Below are 22,684 nucleotides of genomic sequence, written 5' to 3'. Positions count from 1 at the left end.
GTCACCCTCCTGCGCCCGTGGACCCCGACCATCCATCGCCCTTTCACCCAGATTCCCGCCCGACAGCAAGGAGTAGTCATGAAGTGCCTCATCCCTCCCTCATCCCGCCTCTCTCAGCACGGTTCCCGGTCGTGGCGCGCCGCCGGTGCGACCCGGATCGATCTGCGCGATGAGCGCGGTGACGTCCCCGGCTGGGTCCTGGTGACCCTCATGACCGCGGGGCTCGTCGTGGCACTGTGGACGGTGGCCGGCAGCACGCTGACCGAGGTCTTCCTCAACGCCATCGCGAAGGTGACGAGTGCGATCTGAACGAGCGCCTCGCCTCGGCGTGCTCCAACGGGCTGGTCGCGCCCTGCCCCGGCCGGGTCGCCTCCGCCTCAACGGGCAGCATGAGTCGGGCTCCGCCGTCGTCGACTTCGTCATGGTCGGTGCGCTCGTCATCGTCGTGTTCGTGGCGCTCCTCCAGGTGGCCCTGGGGGTCTACGCCCGCAACGTCCTGACCGACGCCGCGGGTGACGGCGCTCGCCGCGCCGCCCTGGTCGGGGGTACGGAGGCCGAGGCGCGCCAGCGGGTGCAGGTTCTGACCGACGCCGCCCTCAGGCGCGGCTACGTGGACACCGTCACCGTCTCGCGCATGTCCGCCGGTGACCTGAGGATCGTCGAGGTGACGGTGACAGCACCCTTCCCGGTCCTGGGACTCTTCGGGCCCGGAGGGACACTGCGGGTCACCGGGCACGCCATCGATGAGTCCTCCCTGGTTCAGGAGAGGTGAGCTCGGGTGATATCCATGGCCGACGCAAGGCGTCGCGGGCGCCCTGCCGCATCGCGGTCACCGAGGGCGGTCCCGGCCTGCGCCATCATCACCGGGCGGGCCGTCAGCCGACTACGACAGGTTCTCAGGCCAGGTCCACGGAGCATCCGGCGGCTCATGAGCCAGGAGGAGGGCAACGCGATCGTCGAGTTCATCGGATGGAGCGCCGTCCTGGTGGTACCCGTGCTCTACCTGGTGGTCACGCTCGCCCAGCTCCAGGCCACGACCTTCGCCGTCGCCTCGGCGGCCGACGCCGCCAGCCGGGTCCTGGAGGTCGATGACTCACCGTCCGCGATGGATAACGCTCAGGTGGCGATGCAGCTGTCCCTGTCCGATCAGGGGGTCGACGCCGATCCCTCCGGCTCCCTGTCGGTGACCTGCGCTCACGGCTGCGCCCGGGGGCAGGCGGCGATGGTCAAGGTCTCAGTCGGTGTGGACCTTCCGGGCTTCGCCTCGCTGGGGATCGGCCGGGATGTCGTCGTCGTAGACACTGAGCGCTCCATCACCCTGCCGGGCAAGGAGGAGCAGTGAACAGGCCACCCGGCCCCAGGACCTCCCAGCAGCGGGCTCGTGCCCTGCTGCGTCGGCTGCACCGTGAGGAGGACGGGCAGACGCTCCTCCTGGGCGTCGGGCTCATCTGCGTCGTCCTTGCGCTGCTGTTCGTCGCGGCCTCGGCAACCGCCGTCTACCTCGACCTCAAGACCCTCACGTCACTGGCGGACTCGGCTGCGGCCGCGGGAGCCGACAGCATGGAGGCGAACCCCTACTACGGGGGCGGCGCCACGGACACCGCACCCGGGTCCCTCACTGACGCAGGAGTCCTGAGCAAGGCGGTCGAGGACCTGTCCGCCCAGCCGGCAGCGGCCAGGCTGGAGGGGGTCACGATCGTCAGCGCCCGGGCCGCCGACAGCCAGATCGCCGAGGTGAGGCTGCAGGCCCGTTCCCGCCCGCCCTTCCTCCCTTGGGGGATCCTCCCGGTCGAGGGCTTCACCATCACCGCCGCCGGCTCTGCCCGAATGACGACGACGCAGTGAGCCGACAGACTCACTGCGTCGAAACGGGTGGGTGGAAGGTTATGCGTGGCAGGAGGCGGCCTGCGCTCTCAGGCCTGCTCGACGAAACCCGCCGAGACCACGGGGGAGGGGCGCCGGCGCAGGTGAATCCGGGACCGCAGCTCCTCCTTCTGACGGCGCGAGAGCTGGGCGATGTAGGCCCGCTTCACCGTGAACAGGATGTTGAGGCCCACCAGGAGGTAGAAGGCGTTGGCGATGACGCTGGGCCAGGCCCCGGAGCTTGCGCAGTTGATGGTCAGCAGCACGGAGCCGGTGATGTTGAGGGCCTGGTACTTGAGCGAATCGCCGGCGATCGTGCCCTTGGAGACCATGAAGTAGGCCACGAGGAGCTCAGCGGCACCGATCCAGCCGCCGATAGAGATGAGGGAGGAGAGCACGTCGTTCACAGGGAAGATTCTTCGACACCCCCGAATGAAGGTCAATCGCATCTATCTGCATGAGGGATGTAGATTTACTTCATGCAGGTATTGCCTCAGAGGCTCTCGGTTCTCTTGGCCGTCCACCGGGCCGGAGGAGTTGTCGCAGCGGCAGATTTCCTTCATATCACGCCGTCGGCCGTCTCCCAGCAGATTCGCCTCCTGGAGCGCGAGTGCGGCGCCCGGGTCCTGGACCGCACACCCACCGGAGCCGTGCTCACGGCGGCCGGGAAGGTTCTGGCGGACGCGGCCGAGCGCATCGAGGACGAGCTGACCACCGTGCGCCGTGAGCTGGCGGACCTGGACGACTCCGTCCCCTCCGGCGTGGTGCGCGTCGGGAGCTTCGCCTCCGCCGTCCGGGCGCTCCTGCTGCCCCTCCTGAGCTCTCTGGCGACCACCAGCCCGGAGCTGGAGGTGATCGTCGAGGAGGTCGAGGAGCGCAGTGCCCTGTCCCGGCTGCGTCGGGGCGAGCTCGACCTGGTCCTCATCGAGCGTGACGAGCACACGCTGCCCGCGGCGCCTCGGGGCATGGCTGACATCCCGCTGCTGGACGAGTCCTGGCTCGTCGTCGTGCCGGCCGAGCAGGCGGCCCCAACGACTCTGGCGGACCTGGCGCGCGCCACCTGGATCGACCTGGCCCCGGAGACCGCCGGCGCCTTCGCCCTGGACCGTCTGGAGCGCCAGCTGGGGGTGCCCTTGACGATGCGGCACGTCGCCTACGACTACGACGTCGTGCTGGCCATGGTCAGTCAGGGCCTGGGCTGCGCGCTCCTGCCCGAGCTGGCCGTCTACTCCGGACTTGTCCCCGATGAGCTCAGTGTGGTGCGCCTGCCCGGGCTGGGCGTGCGCCAGCTGGTGGTGCGTCATCGATCGACCCGCAGCGAGCCGGGGCAGGCGACACGCGCGGTGCTCGAGGCGCTGCTCTCCCAAGCCCAGGGGATCGAGCTGGGGTGAGGGACGGATGAATGGTGGGCGTGACCGAGCCGTCGAGCGAGCCGCGACCGCCCCGACGACGCCCCTCGCACGTTCTGCCGTAGACTCCCCTTCGTGGCCACTGACTTCTCCGCTGAGATCGAACGACTCCGACACACCTACGCCTCCATCACCGCGGTGACCGACCCTGAGACCCTGCGCGCCCGGATCGCCGAGCTCTCCGAGCAGGCCTCCGCACCGGACCTGTGGGATGACCCCGACGCCGCCCAGGTGGTCACCTCCGCGCTGTCCCACGCCCAGGCCGACCTCAAGCGGGTCGAGAGCCTGGGGGCGCGCATCGGGGACCTTGAGGCGATGGTCGAGCTCGCCGGTGAGGAGGAGGGCGAGGACGCCGCCGAGATCCTCGCCGAGGCCGAGACGGACCTGGCGGCCATCAGCAAGGACCTCTCCGACCTGGAGATCCGCACGCTGCTCAGCGGCGAGTACGACCCCCGCGACGCCGTCATCACCATCCGCTCGGGCGCCGGCGGCGTGGACGCCGCCGACTTCGCCGAGATGCTCCTGCGCATGTACACCCGCTGGGCCGAGCGTCACGACTACCCCGTCAAGGTCCTCAACACCTCCTACGCCGAGGAGGCGGGACTGAAGTCGGTCACCTTCGAGGTCCACGCCCCCTACGCCTACGGGACCCTGAGCGTCGAGGGCGGCACGCACCGCCTAGTGCGCATCAGCCCCTTCGACAACCAGGGCCGCCGCCAGACCTCCTTCGCCGCCGTCGAGGTCATCCCGCTCATCGAGTCCACCGACCACATCGACATCCCCGAGACCGACATCCGCATCGACGTCTTCCGCTCCTCGGGCCCCGGCGGGCAGAGCGTCAACACCACCGACTCCGCCGTGCGCATCACCCACCTGCCCACGGGCCTGGTGGTCTCCATGCAGGACGAGAAGTCCCAGATCCAGAACCGCGCTGCCGCCATGCGGGTCCTCCAGTCGCGCCTGCTCCTGCTCAAGCAGCAGGAGGAGGACGCCAAGAAGAAGGAGCTCGCCGGGGACATCAAGGCCTCCTGGGGGGACCAGATGCGCTCCTACGTCCTCAACCCCTACCAGATGGTCAAGGACCTGCGGACCAACTTCGAGGTCGGCAACCCCGACTCGGTCTTCGACGGCGACATCGACGGCTTCATCGACGCCGGCATCCGCTGGCGCAAGCAGCAGGAGACCGCCGAGGACTGAGCGGCTCGCTTCATTAGAAACGTCATCGGAGTCAGGGATTCCCCGGAGGGATCCCTGATTTCTTTTCCACGTTCCCCTGATTTCTTCAGGGTCTGATTGAGGGCGCAAAATATGAGGCGTACCGTGAATTTCATGAGCACATCACATGGAAAACCTCGGTCGGTGGAAGTCTCATCAACGCTCTCGTCTCTTGAGTCCTCGGATCTCAGTGGATATCGATCGGATCAAGATCCTCGACTATCCGCGGGTGGAAAGGTGCTGCGCATCGTTATCGCGGTTGCGATGATGTTCGCCTGCGCGCTCACACCGGCCTTGTTGAAACAGATTCCTGCGATCCAGTCCTTTGCTCTCGCACATGAGAATCCTGTTGGTCTCGTAGAGTCCTTCGCAGTGGGGACGTGTGTGCTGCTGATCCATGGGGCGGCGGTGGTACTCGCTCTTGTCCTGTGTCGTGTCTTGGGTCGCACGCTTGACCGAGACCGGCATGTCGGTGTGGGGCTGCGCATCGACAGGCGTGCGCTGCTCTGGCTGGCAGGGATGGTTCTGGCTGCACTCGTCGTTGAGCTTGTGGTGGCCGGCATGCTTCATGTCTTCGGGGTTGCTGGTGGAGACCAGCCGTTACCCCAGGGTGCGCCGTGGCTCATGATCGTCGAGTCCTTCTCCATAGCCTTCCTTCTTCAGGGAATTCCTGAGGAGGTGATTTGGAGAGGGTGGCTCTTCTCCTCGCTGGGTGAGACGCGTTTTGCAGCAGTGTCCAGCGTCCTCGGATTCACTGTTCTTCATCTTCTCTCTCAAGGAGGGCAACAGAATCTCCTTGAGCGCATCACGTATCTCGCTCTACCGTGCGGATTCGCGGTGACGGCGATGATTGTCCGAATCGTCTCCGGGGCGACCTGGGCGGCCATCGGCGTGCACGGAGGCATTCATGTGGCGAACGACATGCTGTCGGACCGGCTGCATCTTCCTAACGGGTCGATCACCTGGATTCTCCAGGGCCTGCTCTGGGCAGCGGTCGGGCTTCTCATTCTCGCCTTCCACCGCCGTCGTCAGCGGCTGGCGGCGTTAACAGACCGGACACGTTGACCCCCTCCATCTTCAGGAGCCATTCCTTGCGGTCGACTCCTCCGGCGTAACCGCGCAGGCTCCCGTCGGAAGCGAGCACACGGTGGCACGGCACGATGAGAACGATCGGATTGCGCCCGACCGCGCCACCCACGGCCTGGGCGGACATCTGCTCTCGGCTGGTGCGACAGGCAACCTCGGCAGCGATGCGGGCATAGGTGCTGGTGGCGCCGAAGGGGATGGAGAGCATGATGGAGGAGACCATCTTCTTGAAGTCGGAGCCCTCAACGCTGATCGGCGGAGTGAAACCCGGGTCGGAGCCCTTGAAGTAAGTGTCGAGCCACTGGGCCGTCTGCGTGAAGACAGGCAGGAGGGGCTGGACTGCCGCGTCGTCGCTGATCGTCGATCGGTCGTACTTCTGACCGTCGAACCACAGGCCCGTGAGGTACTCGCCGTCGCCGGCCATGGTCATGGCTCCCAAGGGGGACTCGTAATGGCTGAGGTAGTGCATTGATTCCTTCCCTCTTGTTCCTCTTCTTGCTCATGGTGTCACACTCGGGCACGGTTCTACTTCGCGTCGGCTTGTAGAAGATCCGCGTGCACCGTCTCACCTCCGCCGCCGTCGCCATTGCTCCGGGGCTCCCTTAGGCTTGGCCACGGTGCGCACGGACGGGACCGGTCGGTCGTCGTCGCGCAGAACCTCCGCTCACACCCTGACGAAAGGCGCAGACGAGCAGTGGCTGAGTACATCTACCAGATGATCAAGGCGCGCAAGGCCCACGGTGACAAGGTTATCCTCGACGACGTCACCATGGCCTTCCTCCCCGGAGCCAAGATCGGCATGGTCGGCCCCAACGGCGCCGGCAAGTCCTCCATCCTCAAGATCATGGCCGGTATCGACCAGCCCTCCAACGGCGAGGCCCGCCTGACCCCCGGCTACAGCGTCGGCATCCTCCTGCAGGAGCCCCCGCTCAACGAGGACAAGACGGTCCTCGGCAACGTCGAGGAGGGTGTTGCCGAGATCAAGTCCAAGCTGGACCGTTACAACGAGATCAGTGCCGCCATGGCGGACCCGGATGCCGACTTCGACGCCCTCATGGCGGAGATGGGCGCCCTCCAGGACGCCCTGGACGCCGCCAACGCCTGGGACCTCGACTCCCAGCTCGAGCAGGCCATGGACGCCCTGCGCTGCCCCCCGCCGGACGCCGAGGTCAAGAACCTCTCCGGTGGTGAGCGCCGCCGCGTCGCCCTGTGCAAGCTGCTCCTGGAGGCCCCCGACCTCCTCCTCCTGGACGAGCCCACCAACCACCTCGACGCCGAGTCCGTCCTCTGGCTCGAGCAGCACCTGGCCGGCTACCAGGGCGCCGTCATCGCCGTCACCCACGACCGCTACTTCCTCGACCACGTCGCCGAGTGGATCGCCGAGGTCGACCGCGGCCACCTCTACCCCTACGAGGGCAACTACTCCACCTACCTGGAGACCAAGGAGAAGCGCCTCGAGGTTCAGGGCAAGAAGGACGCCAAGCTCGCCAAGCGCCTCAAGGAGGAGCTCGAGTGGGTGCGCTCCTCGGCCAAGGGCCGTCAGGCCAAGTCCAAGGCCCGTCTGGCCCGCTACGAGGAGATGGCCGCCGAGGCCGAGCGCACCCGCAAGCTCGACTTCGAGGAGATCCAGATCCCGCCGGGGCCCCGACTGGGCAACCAGGTCTTGGAGGCCACCAACCTCAACAAGGGTTTCGACGGGCGCACCCTCATCGACGGGCTCTCCTTCACCCTGCCGCGTAACGGCATCGTCGGGGTCGTCGGCCCCAACGGCGTCGGGAAGTCCACCCTGTTCAAGACCATCGTCGGGCTGGAGCCGCTCGACGGCGGAGACCTCAAGATCGGCCAGACCGTCAAGCTCTCCTACGTCGACCAGTCCCGAGCCGGTATCGACCCCAAGAAGACCCTCTGGGAGGTCGTCTCCGACGGGCTGGACTACATCCAGGTCGGCAACGTGGAGATGCCCTCGCGCGCCTACGTCGCCTCCTTCGGCTTCAAGGGAGCCGACCAGCAGAAGCCGGCCGGCGTGCTCTCCGGCGGTGAGCGCAACCGCCTCAACCTGGCCCTGACCCTCAAGCAGGGCGGCAACCTCATCCTCCTGGACGAGCCCACCAACGACCTCGACGTCGAGACCCTGGGCTCCCTGGAGAACGCCCTGCTGGAGTTCCCCGGCTGCGCCGTGGTCATCACCCACGACCGCTGGTTCCTCGACCGCGTGGCCACCCACATCCTGGCCTGGGAGGGAACCGACGAGAACCCGGCCAGCTGGTACTGGTTCGAGGGGAACTTCGCCTCCTACGAGGAGAACAAGGTCGAGCGCCTCGGACCCGAGGCGGCCCGCCCCCACCGGGTCACCTACCGGAAGCTGACCCGCGACTGATCCCCGAGCGATCGGGCTCCAGCTCGAGCCGTCATCTCAGACAGAGACGCCATTCTCTCAGCCGACTGGCTGGGGAATGGCGTCTCTGTGACAGATGATGAGAACGCCGCCGCGTCATGATGCCCGACGCCGTCATCGCTCACGGCTCGCAGGCGCTCAGCACGGGCGGTGGCGTCGGAGTGACTCGATGTGAAAAATTGACCATGGTAGAGGTCGGTCTGAGTCTCCGTCAATGGGGGTTGACCTCTCTGGTGAGGGCCACAAGGCGGATTTTATGGTTCTTTCAGGCGGCGACCTCGTGTGGTCGGGATACCGCTTCAAGTACTTCGCCACTTTGAAAGGACAATCATCATGGGTGCGACAATGGCTCGCCGTATCGCAAGCGCCGGCTCACTCATCCTGCTTACCGCTGGCGCTCTTCTGATTCCGACGTCGGCCGCAAGTGCTGCTGAGAGGGACGGTGTCTGTGACGCCGGAGAGTTCTGTCTCTTCTACAACAGCAACGGGCAGGGGGCGCTTTCTGATTTCAGGGGTTCCATCCCCAACTATGGTGGCGGCCAGCCCAATTGCTATGAATTCAAAGGATCTGGCAGTGGGCAGGGCAAGTGTGTGAAGAATAACGCGGCCTCGGTCTGGAATCGGACGGGCCAGCCGGTGACTGTTTACTATAACTCCAACTACTCGGGGCCTAGTCAAACGATCCCTGATGGTGAGCCGGTGAACCTCAGTCCTGAGCTCAAGAATGAGAACGCGTCACATTCGATCAGTAAAATGCGGCTGTGCCTGAACGGGCGATGCGCGGTGTAGGTTGAGCTGAGGTAGGCGCATTGTCAATGGTGGCGCCGGTCGACTTCAACAGACGTCGGCTGGCGCCACTCTCATCGTCAACGCCCCAATTGCGTCTCACTCGCCTCGCCTGGCAACATTGACCGCGGATGGACTGTCTGTTGGGAGGTGTTCTCATGGGGAGGGAGACGTTGGGGCTCATCCCCGAAGGCGGTGTCGTCGGGAGACTTCCGTTCGACGGGCAGTGGCTGACCGAGATCAGTCCCACGCGCCGCGTCCCGAGCCACGGGACCGATCTGTTCGCCACCACGTACGCGTTCGACTTCGTCGCCGTCGACGACGACGGCCGCCCGGCTCCGGCGCGCAGCCTGCGCACGCTCTTCGCCCCCGAACCACCAGAGCTCTTCCACGCCTTCGGCCGTCCCCTGTACTCACCGGTTGTAGGAACCGTGGTGTCTGCTCACGATGGCGAGCCCGACCACGAGGCGCGCCGCTCGATGCTGACACTCATTCCGTACGGACTGAGTCAGCCCCAACGGATTCGGCGGGGACTGACCGTGATCCTCGGGAATCATGTCATCATCCAGGTCGCAGAAAGCCCATACTACGTTGGGCTCGTGCACCTTCAGCGAGGCTCCGTTCAGGTGTCGCCCGGTGACAGGGTGAGCGCCGGCGATCAGATCGGTAGATGCGGAAACTCCGGGAACTCCACACAGCCCCACCTCCACATTCAAGCCATGGACAGCCCTGATGCCTATGCCGCGAAGGGTGTGCCGCTCCGGTTTGAGGAATTCCGGCAACGCAGCCCGCAGCAAGATGCTCCCTGGGAGCTTCGCCGACAGTCGTGCCCCGAGCAGGGCTCGGTCATCGCTCAGCCTTGAGGGGGCGCCACAGAATGAGCCTCGCATCCGGCGTGATGATCGGTCGCGGGCCGCCGTGACCTGATTGTGGCGAGAATCGGGGGCGGGTCTACGGCGCAGTGCGCAGCTCCTGCTCGGAGACGTACTTCTCCGACGAGGACTGCGTTCTCCTGCAAACCTCTGAGAGCCGGATGCAGCCGTTTGTAGGAGAAGTACGTCCTGGACGGAGAACGCAGTCCCCGACCCACACATCGGACTCCGAGGCCGCCATGGCCGCTCACGACGGCATGCCCTCCTGAAGATGGCGGGAACCATATGCTCCCTTGTTAAGCCGGATAGCGTTCCTCGAACCACGCCACCACTGTGTCAAGATACGGGGGCCGGCCAAGGAAGTGCTGGCCGCCCTCGACCTGGACGAGTTCGACCCCAGGCGCGTCGACGAACCGGCTGAGGGCGTCCAGAGGGACCACATCATCCTGGTCGCCGCGAATGATCCAGCTGGGAGTGTTCAGCTTTGCGGGATGCTCTTCGACGAAGCGTAGGTAGGGCCAATCGAGCACCCCGTGAGGCAATCACGTCACCGCACCGCGACATGACGGGATCATGCTTGTTCGAGAACTGTCCGTGTACACCGACAACGGCCCGCCCACCGGGCTCTCCCCACCTCAAGGCGGGAACTCCGTCAAGGAGGAGTTCCTCCGGCTTATAGCTCATGGAGTATCTCTCCTTCAGAACCAGAGTCCCGTGAACAGCTCCATTCGGCGTAGGCGACGAGAGTGTCGGGAACTCCGACCTCGCTGACGAGAACGACGTCCAGAGCGCTTTTCTGAAGGGCGGCGTCAGCCGGGGATGGTGCTGCCGTCGTCGCCCTCTCCCATGCGGATCCGCCAACGCCCTGAACTACCGTCGGACTGGGGACCGGTGGGCATGCGGACCATGCCCTCCTGGGCGATGGTCGACACCAACCGGCCGGATGAGTCGAAGACCTGTGCGCGAGCCATGCCGCGGCCGCCCTGTGAGGAGGGGGAGTCCTGCACGTAGAGCAGCCAGTCGCCCATGTCGACGTCCCGGTGGAACCACTGGGCGTGGTCGAGGGTCGCCAGGCTCATGCCCTCACTGCGCCAGGACAGTCCCTGGCTTCGCAGCACCGGCTCCAGCATCACCTGGTCGCACACGTAGGCCAGCAGCGCCCGGTGCACGGTCTGGGAGGTCTGCTCCGGAATGCGGCTGCGCGAGCGCATCCACAGGTGCTGGCGACCGGTGCGCTCCTGGGCGGGGCGCAGGTAGAGATTGCCCTCCACGTGCCTGAGGTCGAAGGCCGCCGTGCGCCCCAGGAAACGCGCCACCGGATGGTCGATGGTGCGGAAGATCTCCAGCGCACTCGTTAAGTCCTCCGGACGCGGAACCAAGGGGGCTGCGACATGGAGGTCGGCCCCCTCCTGCTCCTCCTGGAAGGAGGTGAGCATCGTGAGGATCGGCGTGCCCTCCTGGGAGGCGGCGGTGCGCCGTTGGGAGAAGGACCGCCCGTCGTGCAGGCGCTCGACGGCGAAGGTGATCGGCGTGTCGGGCTGACCTCCCCGCATGAAGAAGGCGTGGACCGAGTGCGGCAGGCGCGCACCGTCGCCGTCATCCTCGATCGTGGCGGCCGCGGCAAGCATGCCCTGGGCCACCACCTGTCCTCCATAGACCCGGCCCGAGAGCTGGGGCAGGGAGCCCCCGGAGAAGACATCCTCCCCATCACCCGCCGCCAGACTGAGGATTCGGGTCACCGACCCGAGGGGTTCCTCCGTGGCGGCGGGGACGGGGTAGGGGGCTGTCACAGGCCGAGCTCCTCCAGGATCGGCAGCTTGGCGCGCACCGCCGTGCGTGCGTCCTCGGCCGTCGCCGCGTCCAGGGCGATCCTCGCCAGCTCCTGGCACTCGGCCAGCGTGACGGACTTCAGGACGGCGTCGACATCCGGCAGGGCGCGTGCCGTCATCGACAGGGAGGCGACTCCCAGACCCACGAGGACGGCGGCCAGTGCCGGGTCCGCGGCGGCCTCACCGCACACGCCCACCGGACGTCCCTTGGGGGAGGCCCCCTCGCACGCGGTACTGATCAGACGCAGGACGGCCGGCTGCCAGGCCGTGGACAGATCCGCCAGCGAGGACAGCAGACGATCGGCCGCCATGACGTACTGGGTGAGGTCGTTGGTGCCCACGGAGGCGAAGTCGGCGTACTCGAAGAGCTTGTCGGCCATGAGCGCGGCCGAGGGCACCTCGATCATCATGCCGGCCGTCTTCAAACCGTAGGAGCGGGCCTTCTGCGTGAAGGCCTCGGCCTCCGCGGCCGTGGAGATCATCGGGGCCATGACCCACACCTTGGCCTCGGTGGCGGCCTCGGCCTTGGCCAGGGCCTCGAGTTGGTGGTCCAGGACCTCGGGGTCGCGGCGCGTCGTGCGGTAGGCGCGCACACCGAGCGCCGGGTTGGCCTCGGTGGCGTCGGTCAGGAAGGGCAGCGGCTTGTCCGCGCCGGCGTCGAGAGTGCGGACCACGACCTTCTTGCCGGGGAACGCCTCAAGGACTCCCTGGTAGGCCTCCACCTGAGCCTCCACCGTGGGCTCCTCGGGCTGGTCCAGGAAGCAGAACTCGGTGCGGAACAGGCCGACACCCATGGCTCCGGCCTCCGCGGCGCTACGGGCGCCGGCTGCGTCACCGACATTGGCCAGCAGCTGGACCTCGTGGCCGTCCTTCGTGGCTCCGTCGCCGTTGAAGACGCGCACGCGCGAGGCGAGCTCGCGCGCCCGGCGCAGAGCGTCCTCGGAGGGGTTGAGGGTGATGCTTCCCTTGGTGCCGTCGACCAGGACGATGTCGCCGTCGGCCAGCGCGTCGGTGACCTTCTCGCCGGTGCCGACGATCGCCGGCATGCCCAGCGCGCGCGCCAGGATCGCGGTGTGGGAGGTGGGGCCGCCCTCGGAGGTGATGAAAGCGATGACCTTCTCGGGGTCCAGCAGCGCGGTGTCGGCCGGGGCCAGGTCGGCCGCCACGAGCACGAAGGGCTCAGGCAGGCGGGGGATCCCCGGCATCGGGGACTCAGTCAGGACGGCGACGATGCGGTCGCGGACATCCTGGACGTCACGGGTGCGCTCGGCCATGTAGCCGCCCAGGGACTCCAGCATGGCGGCCAGCGTTCCCGCGGACTCCCACACGGCGCGCTCTGGGACCAGGCGCTTCTCGCGCACCATGGCCTGCGCCGTCGAGGTCAGGGTGGGGTCGGCGGCCATCTGCGCGGTGGTCTCAAGGAGGGTTCGGGCCTCGGCCTTGGCCTCGGCCGCGGACAGCTCCAGGCCCTTCTTGACCTGTTGGGCCGCCAGCGCGATGCGCTCGCACTCCTTCTCGATGTCGCGACTGGGCTCGAGGGTCGCGATCTCGGGCTCAGGAACGGGAGGTGCCATCCTGGCGACGGGGCCGGCCACAAGGCCAGGGCTCACGCCGATGCCGGACAGGGTTGTGGAGGTGGTGTCGGACGCTGTCATGTGGTGCTCCTCATCGGAGACGAATGGGGATCATCGCTCATTGTGCCCCGACTGCGGCCGGAAAGAGACATTTCCGCCAGGGGAATAACGATCTCCTCTGCGGCGTCGTCGAGGCATCTATCGCGTTCCCGCAAGGTTACGTGAGGGAACGCCGTCAAGCGAGGAGGGTTCTTCGGCGCAGTCGACTCCCGTGCGGCAGGTCTCCGCGGTCTCCGTGCACGTGCGTCATCCTCTTCCTCCCGGCCGGAACTCTTCGCCGCGGATCACGCGGAGGTGGGATAAAGTGATCGTGAGCACGAAGGACCTCAGCTGCCCGACCACGCGCATGACAGACGGGGATTGCGCGAGGACGGGAACCGGGAAGGAGAAGCCATGAGCACTGCATCAGACATCGTCGCCGGTCTCGGCGGCCAGGAGAACATCACCGATCTCGAGCCGTGCATCACGCGCCTGCGCGTCGAGGTAGCCGATCAGACGAAGGTTGATGAGGAGGCGCTGCGAGCGGCCGGCGCCTTCGGCGTGGTGCGTTCCGGCCGCGTCGTCCAGGTCGTCGTGGGGCCCACGGCGGACAACCTCGCCTCAGAGATCGCCGCTCTCTGACTGATCGCCTCCGTTCCCGGACGGTCTGCACGGTCGCCCGCCTCCAGTGCCTTCAACATGGAGCCGGGCGACTCGCCTTTGCCCGTACGGCGGTCGGGCACATGCCGGCGGCGGGACCCCGGTCTCGCCGTCTGCTCAGCCGCCTGCCGACCGACTGTGCGGTCTTGGGCACACGTTGCCCGAGCTACTCATCGGCAGTGGCGCCATTGTGCGGCGTCATGGTGAAACAGTTGCAGCAAAATGTCAGGAGATACGGTGCGGCGGGTGCACAACCCTCAGCTGCTAGGGCACACTTGGATACTGCTAGTCCTGCTAGCGCCCGCGTTCCGATCCGACCCATCCATCCCCAGGGGTGATGGCGGAGGGCAACCCTGCTCCACGCCCGCTCCATGGCGCTCCACCGCACATCTGCTCACGCAAGGCTGACTACGCACATGAACGAGTTCAACGACGACCTGTTACCTGCTTCTGAGAGCCTCAAGCAACTGGCTGAGGCACACGGTGTCTCCACCGAGTACTGGGACTATCACGGCAACCTTGCCTCACCCTCAAGCGCCACTCTCAGGGCCGTGCTGGCCGCGTTAGGGGTGAGCGCCCACTCCGAGGAGGAGATCGGGCGCGCTCTGCGAGAGGTCGAGGACGCCCCCTGGCGGCAGGCGCTTGCCCCCACGGTCGTCACGCGCGGCGGTGTGGAGTCCACCGTTCCCGTCTACGTGCCCGACGGCGCCAAGGTGCGGGCGCGCGTCGAGCTCGAGAACGGGGACGTCCGCGAGCTGACTCAGACCGAGGACTGGACCGTGCCCCGGGAGGTGGACGGCGTCAAGCGCGGCCGCGCCTCCTTCATCCTCGGAGCCGATCTGCCCCTGGGGTGGCACCGGCTCATCGCCGAGGTCAGTCCCGGTTCCACTGACCAGACGGCCCCGCAGGGGGCTCATGCCGCGCCCCCCGCCGACGGCGAGGCGGAGACCATCACCGTGACCTCGGCGCTGGCGGTCACCCCCAACCACCTCGATCTGCCCGAGTCTCTCGGCGATCGAGGCTGGGGAGTCATGGCCCAGCTGTACTCGACCCGCTCGCGCGGGTCGTGGGGGACCGGTGACACCGACGACCTCACCGAGCTCGCCGCCTTCCTGGGGGACCAGGGGGCCGACTTCCTGCTCATCAACCCGCTGCACGCGGCTGAGCCGGTGGCGCCGATGACCCCCTCGCCCTACCTGCCGGTGACGCGCCGCTTCGTCAACCCCCTCTACATCCGGCCGGAGAACATCCCAGAGGTGGCCCGCCTGTCCGGTCCCAAGCGCTCGCTGGTGCAGTGGGCCTTCGAGGAGGTCAAGGACAGCGACCTCAGTGCCGAGCCGATCGACCGCGACGCGGTGTGGAAGGCCAAGCGCGAGGCCCTTGAGGTCATCTTCGCTGCCGGTCGCTCCTACTCCCGTCAGCGGGACTTCGAGCGCTTCCGTGCCGAGCAGGGCGAGGGACTGGAGCGCTTCGCCCTGTGGAGCGCGCTGGTGGAGAAGCACGGGCCCCTGCAGACCTGGCCCGCAACGCTGCGGGAGGCGGACTCCGCCTACGTCGCCAACGAGGCGCACCAGCTGGCTGAGCGCATCGACTTCTTCGCCTGGCTGCAGTGGATCGTCGACGAGCAGCTGGCCCGTGCCCAGGCTGAGGCCCTGGCCTCGGGGATGTCTCTGGGCATCATGGATGACCTCGCCGTGGGAGTGCACTCGCAGGGAGCTGACGCATGGTCCAACCCGGAGGCCTTCGCCTCCGGAGTCACCGTGGGGGCCCCGCCGGACATGTACAACCAGCAGGGGCAGAACTGGTCCCAGCCGCCGTGGAACCCCCAGTACCTGGCGCGCACCGCCTACGCCCCTCTGCGTGACATGGTGCGCACGGTCCTGCGTCACGCCGGCGCTCTGCGCGTGGACCACGTCATCGGCCTGTTCCGACTGTGGTGGATCCCTGAGGGCATGGGTGCGGACCATGGCGCCTACGTGCGCTACGACCACGAGGCCATGCTCGGCGTCGTCCTCCTGGAGGCTCACCGGGCCGGCGCCGTCGTCATCGGTGAGGACCTGGGAACCGTGGAGCCCTGGGCGCGCGACTACCTGGCCAGCCGCGGTGTGCTGGGAACCAGCGTCCTGTGGTTCGAGAAGCAGCACGACGGCTGGCCCCTCCAGCCCCAGGACTACCGCAGGCTCGCCCTGTCCACGGTCAACACCCACGATCTTCCCCCGACTGCCGGTTACCTGGCTGACGAGCACGTCGATCTGCGTGAGCGCCTCGGCCTGCTCACGGAGCCGATCGAGCAGGTGCGCACCGAGGCGCGCATCGAGCGCGACCGGATGACCGCCCGGCTGCGCGAGCACGGTCTGCTGGGGGATGCTCCCACCGAGCGTCAGGTCGTGGAAGCCCTGCACCGCTACGTGGTGCGCACCCCCTCGGTCCTGGTCGGCGTCGCCCTGGTCGACGGCGTGGGGGAGCGGCGCGCTCAGAACCAGCCCGGCACCGACCAGGAGTACCCCAACTGGCGGATCCCATTGGCCGACGGCGCGGGCGAGGTCGTCCTGGTCGACGACCTGCCTGAGAACGCACGCCTGGGCAGCCTGCTGAGCGCCGTGCGCGACGAGATGGCTTCTCGGGACTGATATCACTCGGTCCGCGCCCGCCGGACCGGGCGGGACGGGGCAGATCGTTGAGACGTTGTGGTCCCGGCCGTCACACTGACGGCCGGGACCACACGTAGTGCGGGCGAAGCCGGATGGGACCGGACCCGCGTTCGGGTCTACGCCCAGGTCATGAGCGTGTCGCCGGCGGCGGCCCTGCGTCCGGGTGACACGGGCTCCAGGTCGGACTCATCGCCCTCCAGAGCGATGACCGGGACGATCGGGTTGAGCCCTCCGGCCTCGATCTGGGCGGGGGACCAGCTGATGACGGGGCTGCCCGCATCGACTCTCTGCCCTTCATCGGCCAGGAGAGTGAAGCCGCTGCCCCCCAGACTCACGGTGTCCAGTCCCAGGTGGACCAGGACGCTGCGGCCGGCATCGTTGGTGACGATGTAGGCGTGGGGGTGGATCTTCGTGATGGTCCCGCTGATCGGTGCCAGGGCGCTGACCTCGTCCTCGCCAGCGGGGTCCGGGATGACAGCCACCCCGGGGCCGACGATCCTGCCGGAGAAGACGGGGTCGGGAACATCACTGAGAGCGACGACGACGCCGGACACCGGCGACTGGACGGTCAGGCTCACCGCAGGTCCTCGATGTCCTCCGCGATCGTGTCCGCGTTGGGACCGACCACGACCTGCACGATGTCGCCGAGCTTGACGACCCCGTGCGCCCCCGCGGCCTTCAGGGCTGCCTCGTCCACGAGGGAACCGTCCTCCAGCTCGCAGCGCAGCCGCGTGATGCAGGGCTCGATCTCCACGATGTTGTCGAATCCTCCGAGGGCGTCGACGATGCTCTGTGCCTGAGACATGGGTTCCTCCTGGGTCTGCCCGGGCATGTGCCGGGCTCGGTGGGTGATGGTGCCGAGATGAGGCGTCAGGACATGGGGGAGGTGCAGTCAGGTGCGGCACCTTCGCCGGTACCGGACTAATGGTCCATACCAGTACCCCATGCTACAGGTCGCCTGGAGGTTGTCCAGTACCGACCTGCGCCGGCCTGTCAAGACCCAGCCCCTCAAGACGATGAGCGGTCGGGGCGGAAGGCGGGTTTGGGGGCGGCCACCGGGACCCACAGGGTGTAGCGGTCGGCGCGGAACAGGGTGCGCGAGTAGTCGATGGCACAGTGCTCGTGGAAGGTGCGCCGGGTGATGTCCAGGGTCGGGGCTCCCTCCTGGACGGAGAGCAGCGCCGCTTCCTGGGCCGTGGCCGCGTGGGCCTCGATCATGTCCTCACCCCACTGCGGCGCCAGGTCGGCCCGGGTCAGCTCGGCGTAGACCGAGAAGTTGGGGCTGGTGCGCAGCAGGTTGGGCAGGAGTGCTGCGGGAATCCAGTTCTCCTCGATCGCCATGGGGATGGCGTTGGCTGTCAGTAGGCGACGCAGGTGGTGGACCTCGGCCCCGGCCTCGAGCTCGAGCGCCTCCGCCGCGGTCTCATCGGAGGCGATGGTCTCGGCCTGCAGCATGACGACGCCGGGCTCCATCCCGCGGCGTTGCATCTCCTGGGTGAAGGAGGTCAGCCGAACCTGCAGGTCGAGCTTCGGGGGCGCCACGAATGTTCCCCTGCCCTGGTGGCGCTCCAGGACGCCGTCGACGACGAGGGTGTCGATCGCCTGGCGCACGGTCATGCGGGAGACCTCGAACTGCTCGCACAGCTCGCGCTCGGAGGGCACCGGGCTGCCGGTGGCGAGGCCGTTCCTGACCAGGTCCAGCAGGTGATTGCGCACGATGACGTACTTGGCCTGCTTCTTACCTGCGTTTTTGGGCATGGGACTCCCCTGGTTGACAGCGGGTGGAGGCGGCCAGGAGGAGGGGTATGCCTGCGACCACTGCTTCCGCTTTGTCGTATCGACTTTCATATCATTATGGCCGACGAGTACGTCCTGCGCTTGACATTGAAGGGTCTATCGGTTTTGCTGGTAGCGCTGGTCCAGACGTGTTCGGTGTCGATCCGTCCCGACTACTATCGTCATGATGGCTATCTCTGACGCGGCAGTGCAGCCGCGCGATCCTGAACTGGAGAACAATCATGTCAGACAAGAAGAAGACGGGCGGCGCCTTCGCCCTTGCTCAGCGTCTGGGAAGATCTTTGATGCTGCCTATTGCCACGCTTCCGGCGGCGGGCCTGCTGCTGCGTCTGGGGCAGGCGGACATGCTGGGGGCCGAGGGGCTCGCCTCGAAGCTGTCCTGGTTGCAGCCCGTCGCAGACATCTTCGCCGCGGCCGGTGGGGCGGTCTTCGACAACCTGCCCCTCATCTTCGCCGTCGGCGTCGCCGTGGGTTTCGCCAGGAAGGCCGACGGCTCCACCGGAGTGGCCGCACTGTTCGGCTTCCTCGTATACCGCGCCGTCACCTGGACCATGTCCCCCATCATCATGGGCGAGCCCGCACCCCTGAGCAAGGAGGCCCTGGACTGCCTCCACTCCTTCGATCCCGCCAAGGGCGAGATCGCACAGGTCGGCCCTTGGAACCAGGGAGTCAAGCTCTGTGACATCCCCACCCAGACTCCCATCAACTACGGGGTCCTGGGCGGTATCGTCATCGGCGTCGTCGCCGCTCTGCTCTGGCAGCGCTACTACCGAGTCAAGCTGCCCGACTGGCTGGCCTTCTTCGGTGGACGCCGCTTCGTTCCCATCGTCACCTCCGGCGCCGCGCTTGTCATCGCCCTGGTCATGTCGGCGCTCTACCCGGCCTTCAACTGGCTCATCAACGAACAGCTCGGCGGCTGGCTCATCAATGCCGGGAACTCCAAGGGGCTTGCCGGCGCCCTGGCGGTCTTCGTCTTCGGTACCGTCAACCGGCTGCTCATCCCCTTCGGCCTGCACCACCTGCTCAACTCCGTGCCCTGGTTCCAGCTCGGCTCCTGCCAGACGGCCTCGGGCGGTACTGCGCACGGTGACCTCACCTGCTTCTTCCAGGGCGTGGACGGCTCGAACTCGTGGACCGGGGGCTTCATGACCGGATTCTTCCCGATCATGATGTTCGCGCTGCCCGCCGCCGCACTGGCCATCTGGCACACGGCCAAGCCCGCCAAGCGCAAGGCGACCGGCGCCCTCATGATCTCGGTGGCCCTGACCGCCTTCATCACCGGTATCACCGAGCCCCTCGAGTACGCCTTCGCCTACGTGGCCTTCCCGATCTACGCCGTCCACGCGGTGCTGACCGGCTCCTCCCTGGCTGTCGCCAACCTGCTGGGCGCCAAGGACGGTTTCTCCTTCTCCGCCGGCGCGATCGACTACCTGCTCAACTTCGGCAAGTCCGCCGAGCTCTCCGGTGGGGTGGTGCGTGGTCCGCTCATGATCATCATCATGGGGCTGGTCTACGCCGTCATCTACTACTTCCTCTTCAGGTTCCTCATCGTCAAGTTCGACTTCAAGACCCCTGGGCGCGAGGACGACGACGTCGACGCCTTCGCCGCCGCGCAGGCCGCCGCCGCCAAGTCCACGGGCAAGAAGTCTGCGGAGTCATCCCGGCGCTGAGCGATGCGGGTGCCGGGATGTCGGGGCCGGCACCTCACGAGGTGGGGCCGAGCGCGTCATGCGCTCGGCCCCACCTCATTGCCCCGTCCTGAGCCCGCTCCGGGCCGGAGTGCGACGCGGCTACTGCCTGCTCTGGCTCTCAGCGGCCTGCGCCCTGGCCACGCGCAGCGTGTCATCGAGGTTTTCGCGCACGATCCGTCGCAGTGCGGCCGGGGCCTGGGCGTGGGACTCCAACCAGCCCGTCAGGGAGGCGGCCGGGTCATCAGCGCCCTTCAGGCCCACCGTGGCGCAGGACCACAGCCCCGTCAGCAGGTTCTCGGCCATGTGGAAGGTGCGTGAGGACCACACGGAGTCGATGGCCTCCACATACGCCCCCACGAAGGGAACCAGCAGCTCGGGGTGGCGCTCGACATTGGTCAGGCCCCGCAGGACGCGCACCTGGGTCTCATTGGGCATGGAGGCGTCGTCGACGAGGGCCCGCCAGGTGGCCCGCTTCGCCTCCGGGGTCGGAATCGATGCGCGGGCCTCCGCGGCGCGTTCACGTCCCGTGGTCGTGCGGTCCCGGGCCTCCTCGGCGCGGATCTGCTCCTCCCCGCTGCGGCCGGCGGCCACCAGACCGATCAGCAGGTCCCAGCGCAGGTCCTGGTCGGTGTCGAGGCCGCCAAGAGTCTCGCTCCCCTCCAGAAGACCGGCGACGACGTCGAGCTGTTCGTCGGTGACGGCGTGAGCGGCCAGCGCTCGGACCAGCTGGAGCTGCTTGTCGCTTCCGGCCTGGGCCGCTCGAGCCAGCTCCAGCAGCCGGTCGGCCGTTCCCGGAGCCAGATCCCGGCGCACGGCCGGGGGCAGGAAACCCGACAGGCAGGTCGTGACGCGCCCCAGCAGCCCCTGGATGACCGAGGAGTGCCCCTCCACGCCCAGCGCCCGCAGCGCCGCGTCGAGGAACCGGGAGGCGGCGAGCTCTCCGTCGCGCACCATGTCCCAGGCCGAGGCCAGGACGATAGAGCGCGGCAGGGACTCGGTGAAGGACTCGATGTGCTCGAGCCCGAAGGACAGTGAGGCCTCATCGAGGCGGACCTTGGCGTAGGTGAGGTCGTCGTCGTTGAGGACGAGGACATCCGCCCGCTTGGTGCCGACCAGCTCGGGAACCTCGGTCAGCTCGCCGTCGACGTCGAGCTCGATGCGGTTGGTGCGCTCCAGGCGCGCCTCGGCGCCCCGGCCGGTCAGGGTGTAGCAGCCGATCACCACCCGGTGCGGGCGCACAGAGGCCGGCGAGCCGGCGGGGATCTCCTGGAGGACGGCGGCCCGGGTGATGAGGCCGTCGGCGTCGGTGGCCAGCTGTGTGCGCAGGGTCGTCACGCCGGCCTCCTGGAGCCACAGGCGGGTCCAGGTACTCAGGTCGCGTCCCGAGACCGCCTCCAGCTCACGGAGCAGGTCGCTCAGCTCGGCGTTGGCGTAGGCGTGCGCCGCCAGGTAGCGCTGGATGCCGGCGAAGAAGTTGTCCCTGCCCACGTAGCCCACGAGCGCGGCCAGGACCGAGGCCCCCTTGGCGTAGGTGATGCCGTCGAAGTTGACCTCGACGTCGTGAAGGTCGTGGATCTCCGCGGCCACGGGGTGGGTGGAGCTGAGCTGGTCCTGGTTGTATGCCCACCCCTTCTCCAGGGTCTGGAAGGTCGTCCAGGCCTGGTTCCAGCGGGTGATCTCGGCGGTGGCCAGGGTGGAGGTGTACTCGGCGAAGGACTCGTTGAGCCACAGGTCGTTCCACCAGGTCATGGTGACCATGTCCCCGAACCACATATGGGCCAGCTCGTGAAGGATCGTCACGGCACGCCGCTCCACGCGGGCCTCGACGGGCTTGGAACGGAAGATGTAGTCGTCACGGTGGGTGACGCAGCCGGCGTTCTCCATCGCTCCGGCGTTGAACTCGGGAACGAAGATCTGGTCGTACTTGGTGAAGGCGTAGGGGGTGGCGAACAGGTCCTCGTAGTAGGCGAAGCCTCGTTTGGTCAGGTCCAGGATCTCCTCTGAGTCCATGTGCTCGACCAGGCTCTTACGGCAGTAGACCCCCAGTGGCACGCTGCGTCCGTCACCGGCCACGTACTCGTCGGTCGCACCGACATAAGGCCCGGCGACGATGGCCGTGACGTAGGAGCTCATCGGCTCGGTGGGGGCGAAGACGAAGGTGTGAGCCTCCCCCGAGCCGTCGGAGGCCTCAGTGGGAGTCGGCTCAGGAGTGGGGGAGTTGGACAGCACCGTCCAGCTCGACGGCGCGGTGACCGTGAAGGTGAAGGAGGCCTTGAGGTCGGGCTGCTCGAAGACGGCGAACACCCGCCGGGAGTCGGGGACCTCGAACTGGCTGTAGAGATAGGTCTCGCCGTCGGCCGGGTCGGTGAAGCGGTGCAGCCCCTCCCCGGTGTGCATGTAGGCGCAGTCGGCGACGACGACCAGCTCATTGTCCGCGGCCAGCTCCTTCAGCTCGATGCGCGAGTCCGTGTAGACCTCGGCGGGGTCGAGCGGGAGCCCGTTGAGGGTGATGGAGTGGACGGTCGGTGCGACGAGGTCGATGAAGGTGGAGGAACCCGGTGTGGCCGTGAACCGTGCCGTGGTGGTGGAGCCGAAGACCGTCTCACCGCGCGTGAGGTCGAGGACGACGTCGTAGCTCTGGGTCCGTACGGTTGTGCTGCGCTCGGCGGCCTCAAGACGAGTCAGGTTCTGACCGGGCATAAGAACTCCTGTCTGAGAGGGAAACGCGGCCCATGAGGGCGCGCCGGGTGATTGTCTCACCTTCTGGGCGACACCGGCAGTTCCTGAGGCGTCGCACAACGGCGCCGGGGGACGACA

General features: G+C 67.4%; 22 protein-coding genes. 13 read left to right on the top strand and 9 right to left on the bottom strand.

Translation table 11 applies throughout. From position 1 onward, the window contains the following. Positions 1-78: 78 nt before the first annotated feature. The 4 genes from BKH32_RS03130 to BKH32_RS03115 all read left to right on the top strand — a co-directional run bounded on the left by BKH32_RS03130 (position 79) and on the right by BKH32_RS03115 (position 1,845). A complete protein-coding gene (locus BKH32_RS03130) occupies positions 79-309 on the top strand; it encodes a hypothetical protein (protein ID WP_075248582.1) in 231 nt (76 codons plus the stop codon). Beyond that, a complete protein-coding gene (locus tag BKH32_RS03125; protein WP_075248581.1) occupies positions 299-772 on the top strand; it encodes a TadE/TadG family type IV pilus assembly protein in 474 nt (157 codons plus the stop codon). The genes BKH32_RS03130 and BKH32_RS03125 overlap by 11 nt, the downstream gene beginning before the upstream one ends. A 156-nt stretch (positions 773-928) precedes the next feature. Further along, positions 929-1,342 carry a hypothetical protein gene (locus BKH32_RS03120; RefSeq protein ID WP_075248580.1) on the top strand — a complete coding sequence of 138 codons (414 nt, stop codon included), beginning with the start codon at positions 929-931 and terminating at the stop codon, positions 1,340-1,342. Then, complete coding sequence (locus BKH32_RS03115; protein WP_075248579.1) at positions 1,339-1,845, top strand: glycosyltransferase; 507 nt, start codon at positions 1,339-1,341, stop codon at positions 1,843-1,845. Before BKH32_RS03120 ends, BKH32_RS03115 begins: the two co-directional genes overlap by 4 nt. A gap of 68 nt (positions 1,846-1,913) precedes the next feature. Here BKH32_RS03115 and BKH32_RS03110 read toward each other — a convergent pair whose 3' ends face one another. Beyond that, entirely contained in the window at positions 1,914-2,270 is a 357-nt protein-coding gene (locus tag BKH32_RS03110; RefSeq protein ID WP_430383781.1) for a CBU_0592 family membrane protein, read from the bottom strand. Between the two features lie 72 nt (positions 2,271-2,342). Between BKH32_RS03110 and BKH32_RS03105 the strand changes: the two genes are divergently transcribed. From BKH32_RS03105 to BKH32_RS03095, 3 genes are all read left to right on the top strand, one after another. Next, positions 2,343-3,254, top strand: coding sequence for a LysR family transcriptional regulator (locus BKH32_RS03105; RefSeq protein WP_075248577.1), 912 nt, complete (start codon positions 2,343-2,345; stop codon positions 3,252-3,254). Positions 3,255-3,347: 93 nt separating this feature from the next. Continuing rightward, a complete protein-coding gene (gene prfB / locus BKH32_RS03100) occupies positions 3,348-4,469 on the top strand; it encodes a peptide chain release factor 2 (RefSeq protein WP_075248576.1) in 1,122 nt (373 codons plus the stop codon). A gap of 282 nt (positions 4,470-4,751) precedes the next feature. After that, on the top strand, positions 4,752-5,552 hold the full coding sequence (locus BKH32_RS03095) for a CPBP family intramembrane glutamic endopeptidase (RefSeq protein ID WP_075248601.1): 801 nt from the start codon (positions 4,752-4,754) through the stop codon (positions 5,550-5,552). Here BKH32_RS03095 and BKH32_RS03090 read toward each other — a convergent pair. Further along, positions 5,491-6,042, bottom strand: coding sequence for a methylated-DNA--[protein]-cysteine S-methyltransferase (locus BKH32_RS03090; RefSeq protein ID WP_075248575.1), 552 nt, complete (start codon positions 6,040-6,042; stop codon positions 5,491-5,493). The genes BKH32_RS03095 and BKH32_RS03090 overlap by 62 nt on opposite strands. A 225-nt stretch (positions 6,043-6,267) precedes the next feature. Between BKH32_RS03090 and ettA the strand changes: the two genes are divergently transcribed. The 3 genes from ettA (at position 6,268) to BKH32_RS03075 (ending at position 9,617) form a co-directional block, all read left to right on the top strand. Further along, positions 6,268-7,950, top strand: a complete 1,683-nt coding sequence (gene ettA / locus BKH32_RS03085) for an energy-dependent translational throttle protein EttA (protein ID WP_075248574.1) — start codon at positions 6,268-6,270, stop codon at positions 7,948-7,950. Between the two features lie 351 nt (positions 7,951-8,301). Then, on the top strand, positions 8,302-8,757 hold the full coding sequence (locus BKH32_RS03080; RefSeq protein ID WP_075248573.1) for a peptidase inhibitor family I36 protein: 456 nt from the start codon (positions 8,302-8,304) through the stop codon (positions 8,755-8,757). Between the two features lie 155 nt (positions 8,758-8,912). After that, a complete protein-coding gene (locus BKH32_RS03075; protein ID WP_075248600.1) occupies positions 8,913-9,617 on the top strand; it encodes a M23 family metallopeptidase in 705 nt (234 codons plus the stop codon). 305 nt (positions 9,618-9,922) lie between these two features. Here BKH32_RS03075 and BKH32_RS14245 read toward each other — a convergent pair whose 3' ends face one another. From BKH32_RS14245 to ptsP, 3 genes are all read right to left on the bottom strand, one after another. After that, positions 9,923-10,156 (bottom strand): hypothetical protein, encoded by a 234-nt coding sequence (locus tag BKH32_RS14245; protein ID WP_252863161.1) that lies wholly within the window; start codon positions 10,154-10,156, stop codon positions 9,923-9,925. 279 nt (positions 10,157-10,435) lie between these two features. Beyond that, on the bottom strand, positions 10,436-11,416 hold the full coding sequence (locus BKH32_RS03070) for an acyl-CoA thioesterase (protein ID WP_075248572.1): 981 nt from the start codon (positions 11,414-11,416) through the stop codon (positions 10,436-10,438). Next, positions 11,413-13,110, bottom strand: coding sequence for a phosphoenolpyruvate--protein phosphotransferase (ptsP, locus tag BKH32_RS03065; RefSeq protein ID WP_075248571.1), 1,698 nt, complete (start codon positions 13,108-13,110; stop codon positions 11,413-11,415). Before ptsP ends, BKH32_RS03070 begins: the two co-directional genes overlap by 4 nt. A gap of 339 nt (positions 13,111-13,449) precedes the next feature. On the opposite strand from ptsP, the gene BKH32_RS03060 reads away from it, so the two are divergent. Further along, positions 13,450-13,710 carry a glucose PTS transporter subunit EIIB gene (locus BKH32_RS03060; protein ID WP_256690614.1) on the top strand — a complete coding sequence of 87 codons (261 nt, stop codon included), beginning with the start codon at positions 13,450-13,452 and terminating at the stop codon, positions 13,708-13,710. 434 nt (positions 13,711-14,144) lie between these two features. Next, positions 14,145-16,358 carry a 4-alpha-glucanotransferase gene (gene malQ / locus BKH32_RS03055; protein ID WP_075248570.1) on the top strand — a complete coding sequence of 738 codons (2,214 nt, stop codon included), beginning with the start codon at positions 14,145-14,147 and terminating at the stop codon, positions 16,356-16,358. A gap of 137 nt (positions 16,359-16,495) precedes the next feature. Here the strand turns inward: malQ and BKH32_RS03050 are convergent, their stop codons facing one another. The 3 genes from BKH32_RS03050 to BKH32_RS03040 form a co-directional block, all read right to left on the bottom strand. Next, on the bottom strand, positions 16,496-16,957 hold the full coding sequence (locus BKH32_RS03050) for a PTS sugar transporter subunit IIA (RefSeq protein WP_075248569.1): 462 nt from the start codon (positions 16,955-16,957) through the stop codon (positions 16,496-16,498). Beyond that, positions 16,954-17,184, bottom strand: a complete 231-nt coding sequence (locus tag BKH32_RS03045) for a glucose PTS transporter subunit EIIB (protein ID WP_070659182.1) — start codon at positions 17,182-17,184, stop codon at positions 16,954-16,956. Before BKH32_RS03045 ends, BKH32_RS03050 begins: the two co-directional genes overlap by 4 nt. Before the next feature lie 203 nt (positions 17,185-17,387). Beyond that, on the bottom strand, positions 17,388-18,137 hold the full coding sequence (locus tag BKH32_RS03040; protein ID WP_075248568.1) for a GntR family transcriptional regulator: 750 nt from the start codon (positions 18,135-18,137) through the stop codon (positions 17,388-17,390). A gap of 260 nt (positions 18,138-18,397) precedes the next feature. On the opposite strand from BKH32_RS03040, the gene BKH32_RS03035 reads away from it, so the two are divergent. Then, entirely contained in the window at positions 18,398-19,846 is a 1,449-nt protein-coding gene (locus BKH32_RS03035; RefSeq protein ID WP_075248567.1) for a PTS transporter subunit EIIC, read from the top strand. A gap of 120 nt (positions 19,847-19,966) precedes the next feature. Here the strand turns inward: BKH32_RS03035 and pepN are convergent, their stop codons facing one another. After that, on the bottom strand, positions 19,967-22,567 hold the full coding sequence (gene pepN, locus BKH32_RS03030; protein WP_075248566.1) for an aminopeptidase N: 2,601 nt from the start codon (positions 22,565-22,567) through the stop codon (positions 19,967-19,969). Between the last annotated feature and the right edge of the window lie 117 nt (positions 22,568-22,684).

The sequence above is a fragment of the Actinomyces oris genome, from assembly GCF_001929375.1.
Classification (GTDB): domain Bacteria; phylum Actinomycetota; class Actinomycetes; order Actinomycetales; family Actinomycetaceae; genus Actinomyces; species Actinomyces oris_B.
Note: the sequence above shows the minus strand (reverse complement) of the source record. Positions and strands in the feature narration are given on the sequence as shown.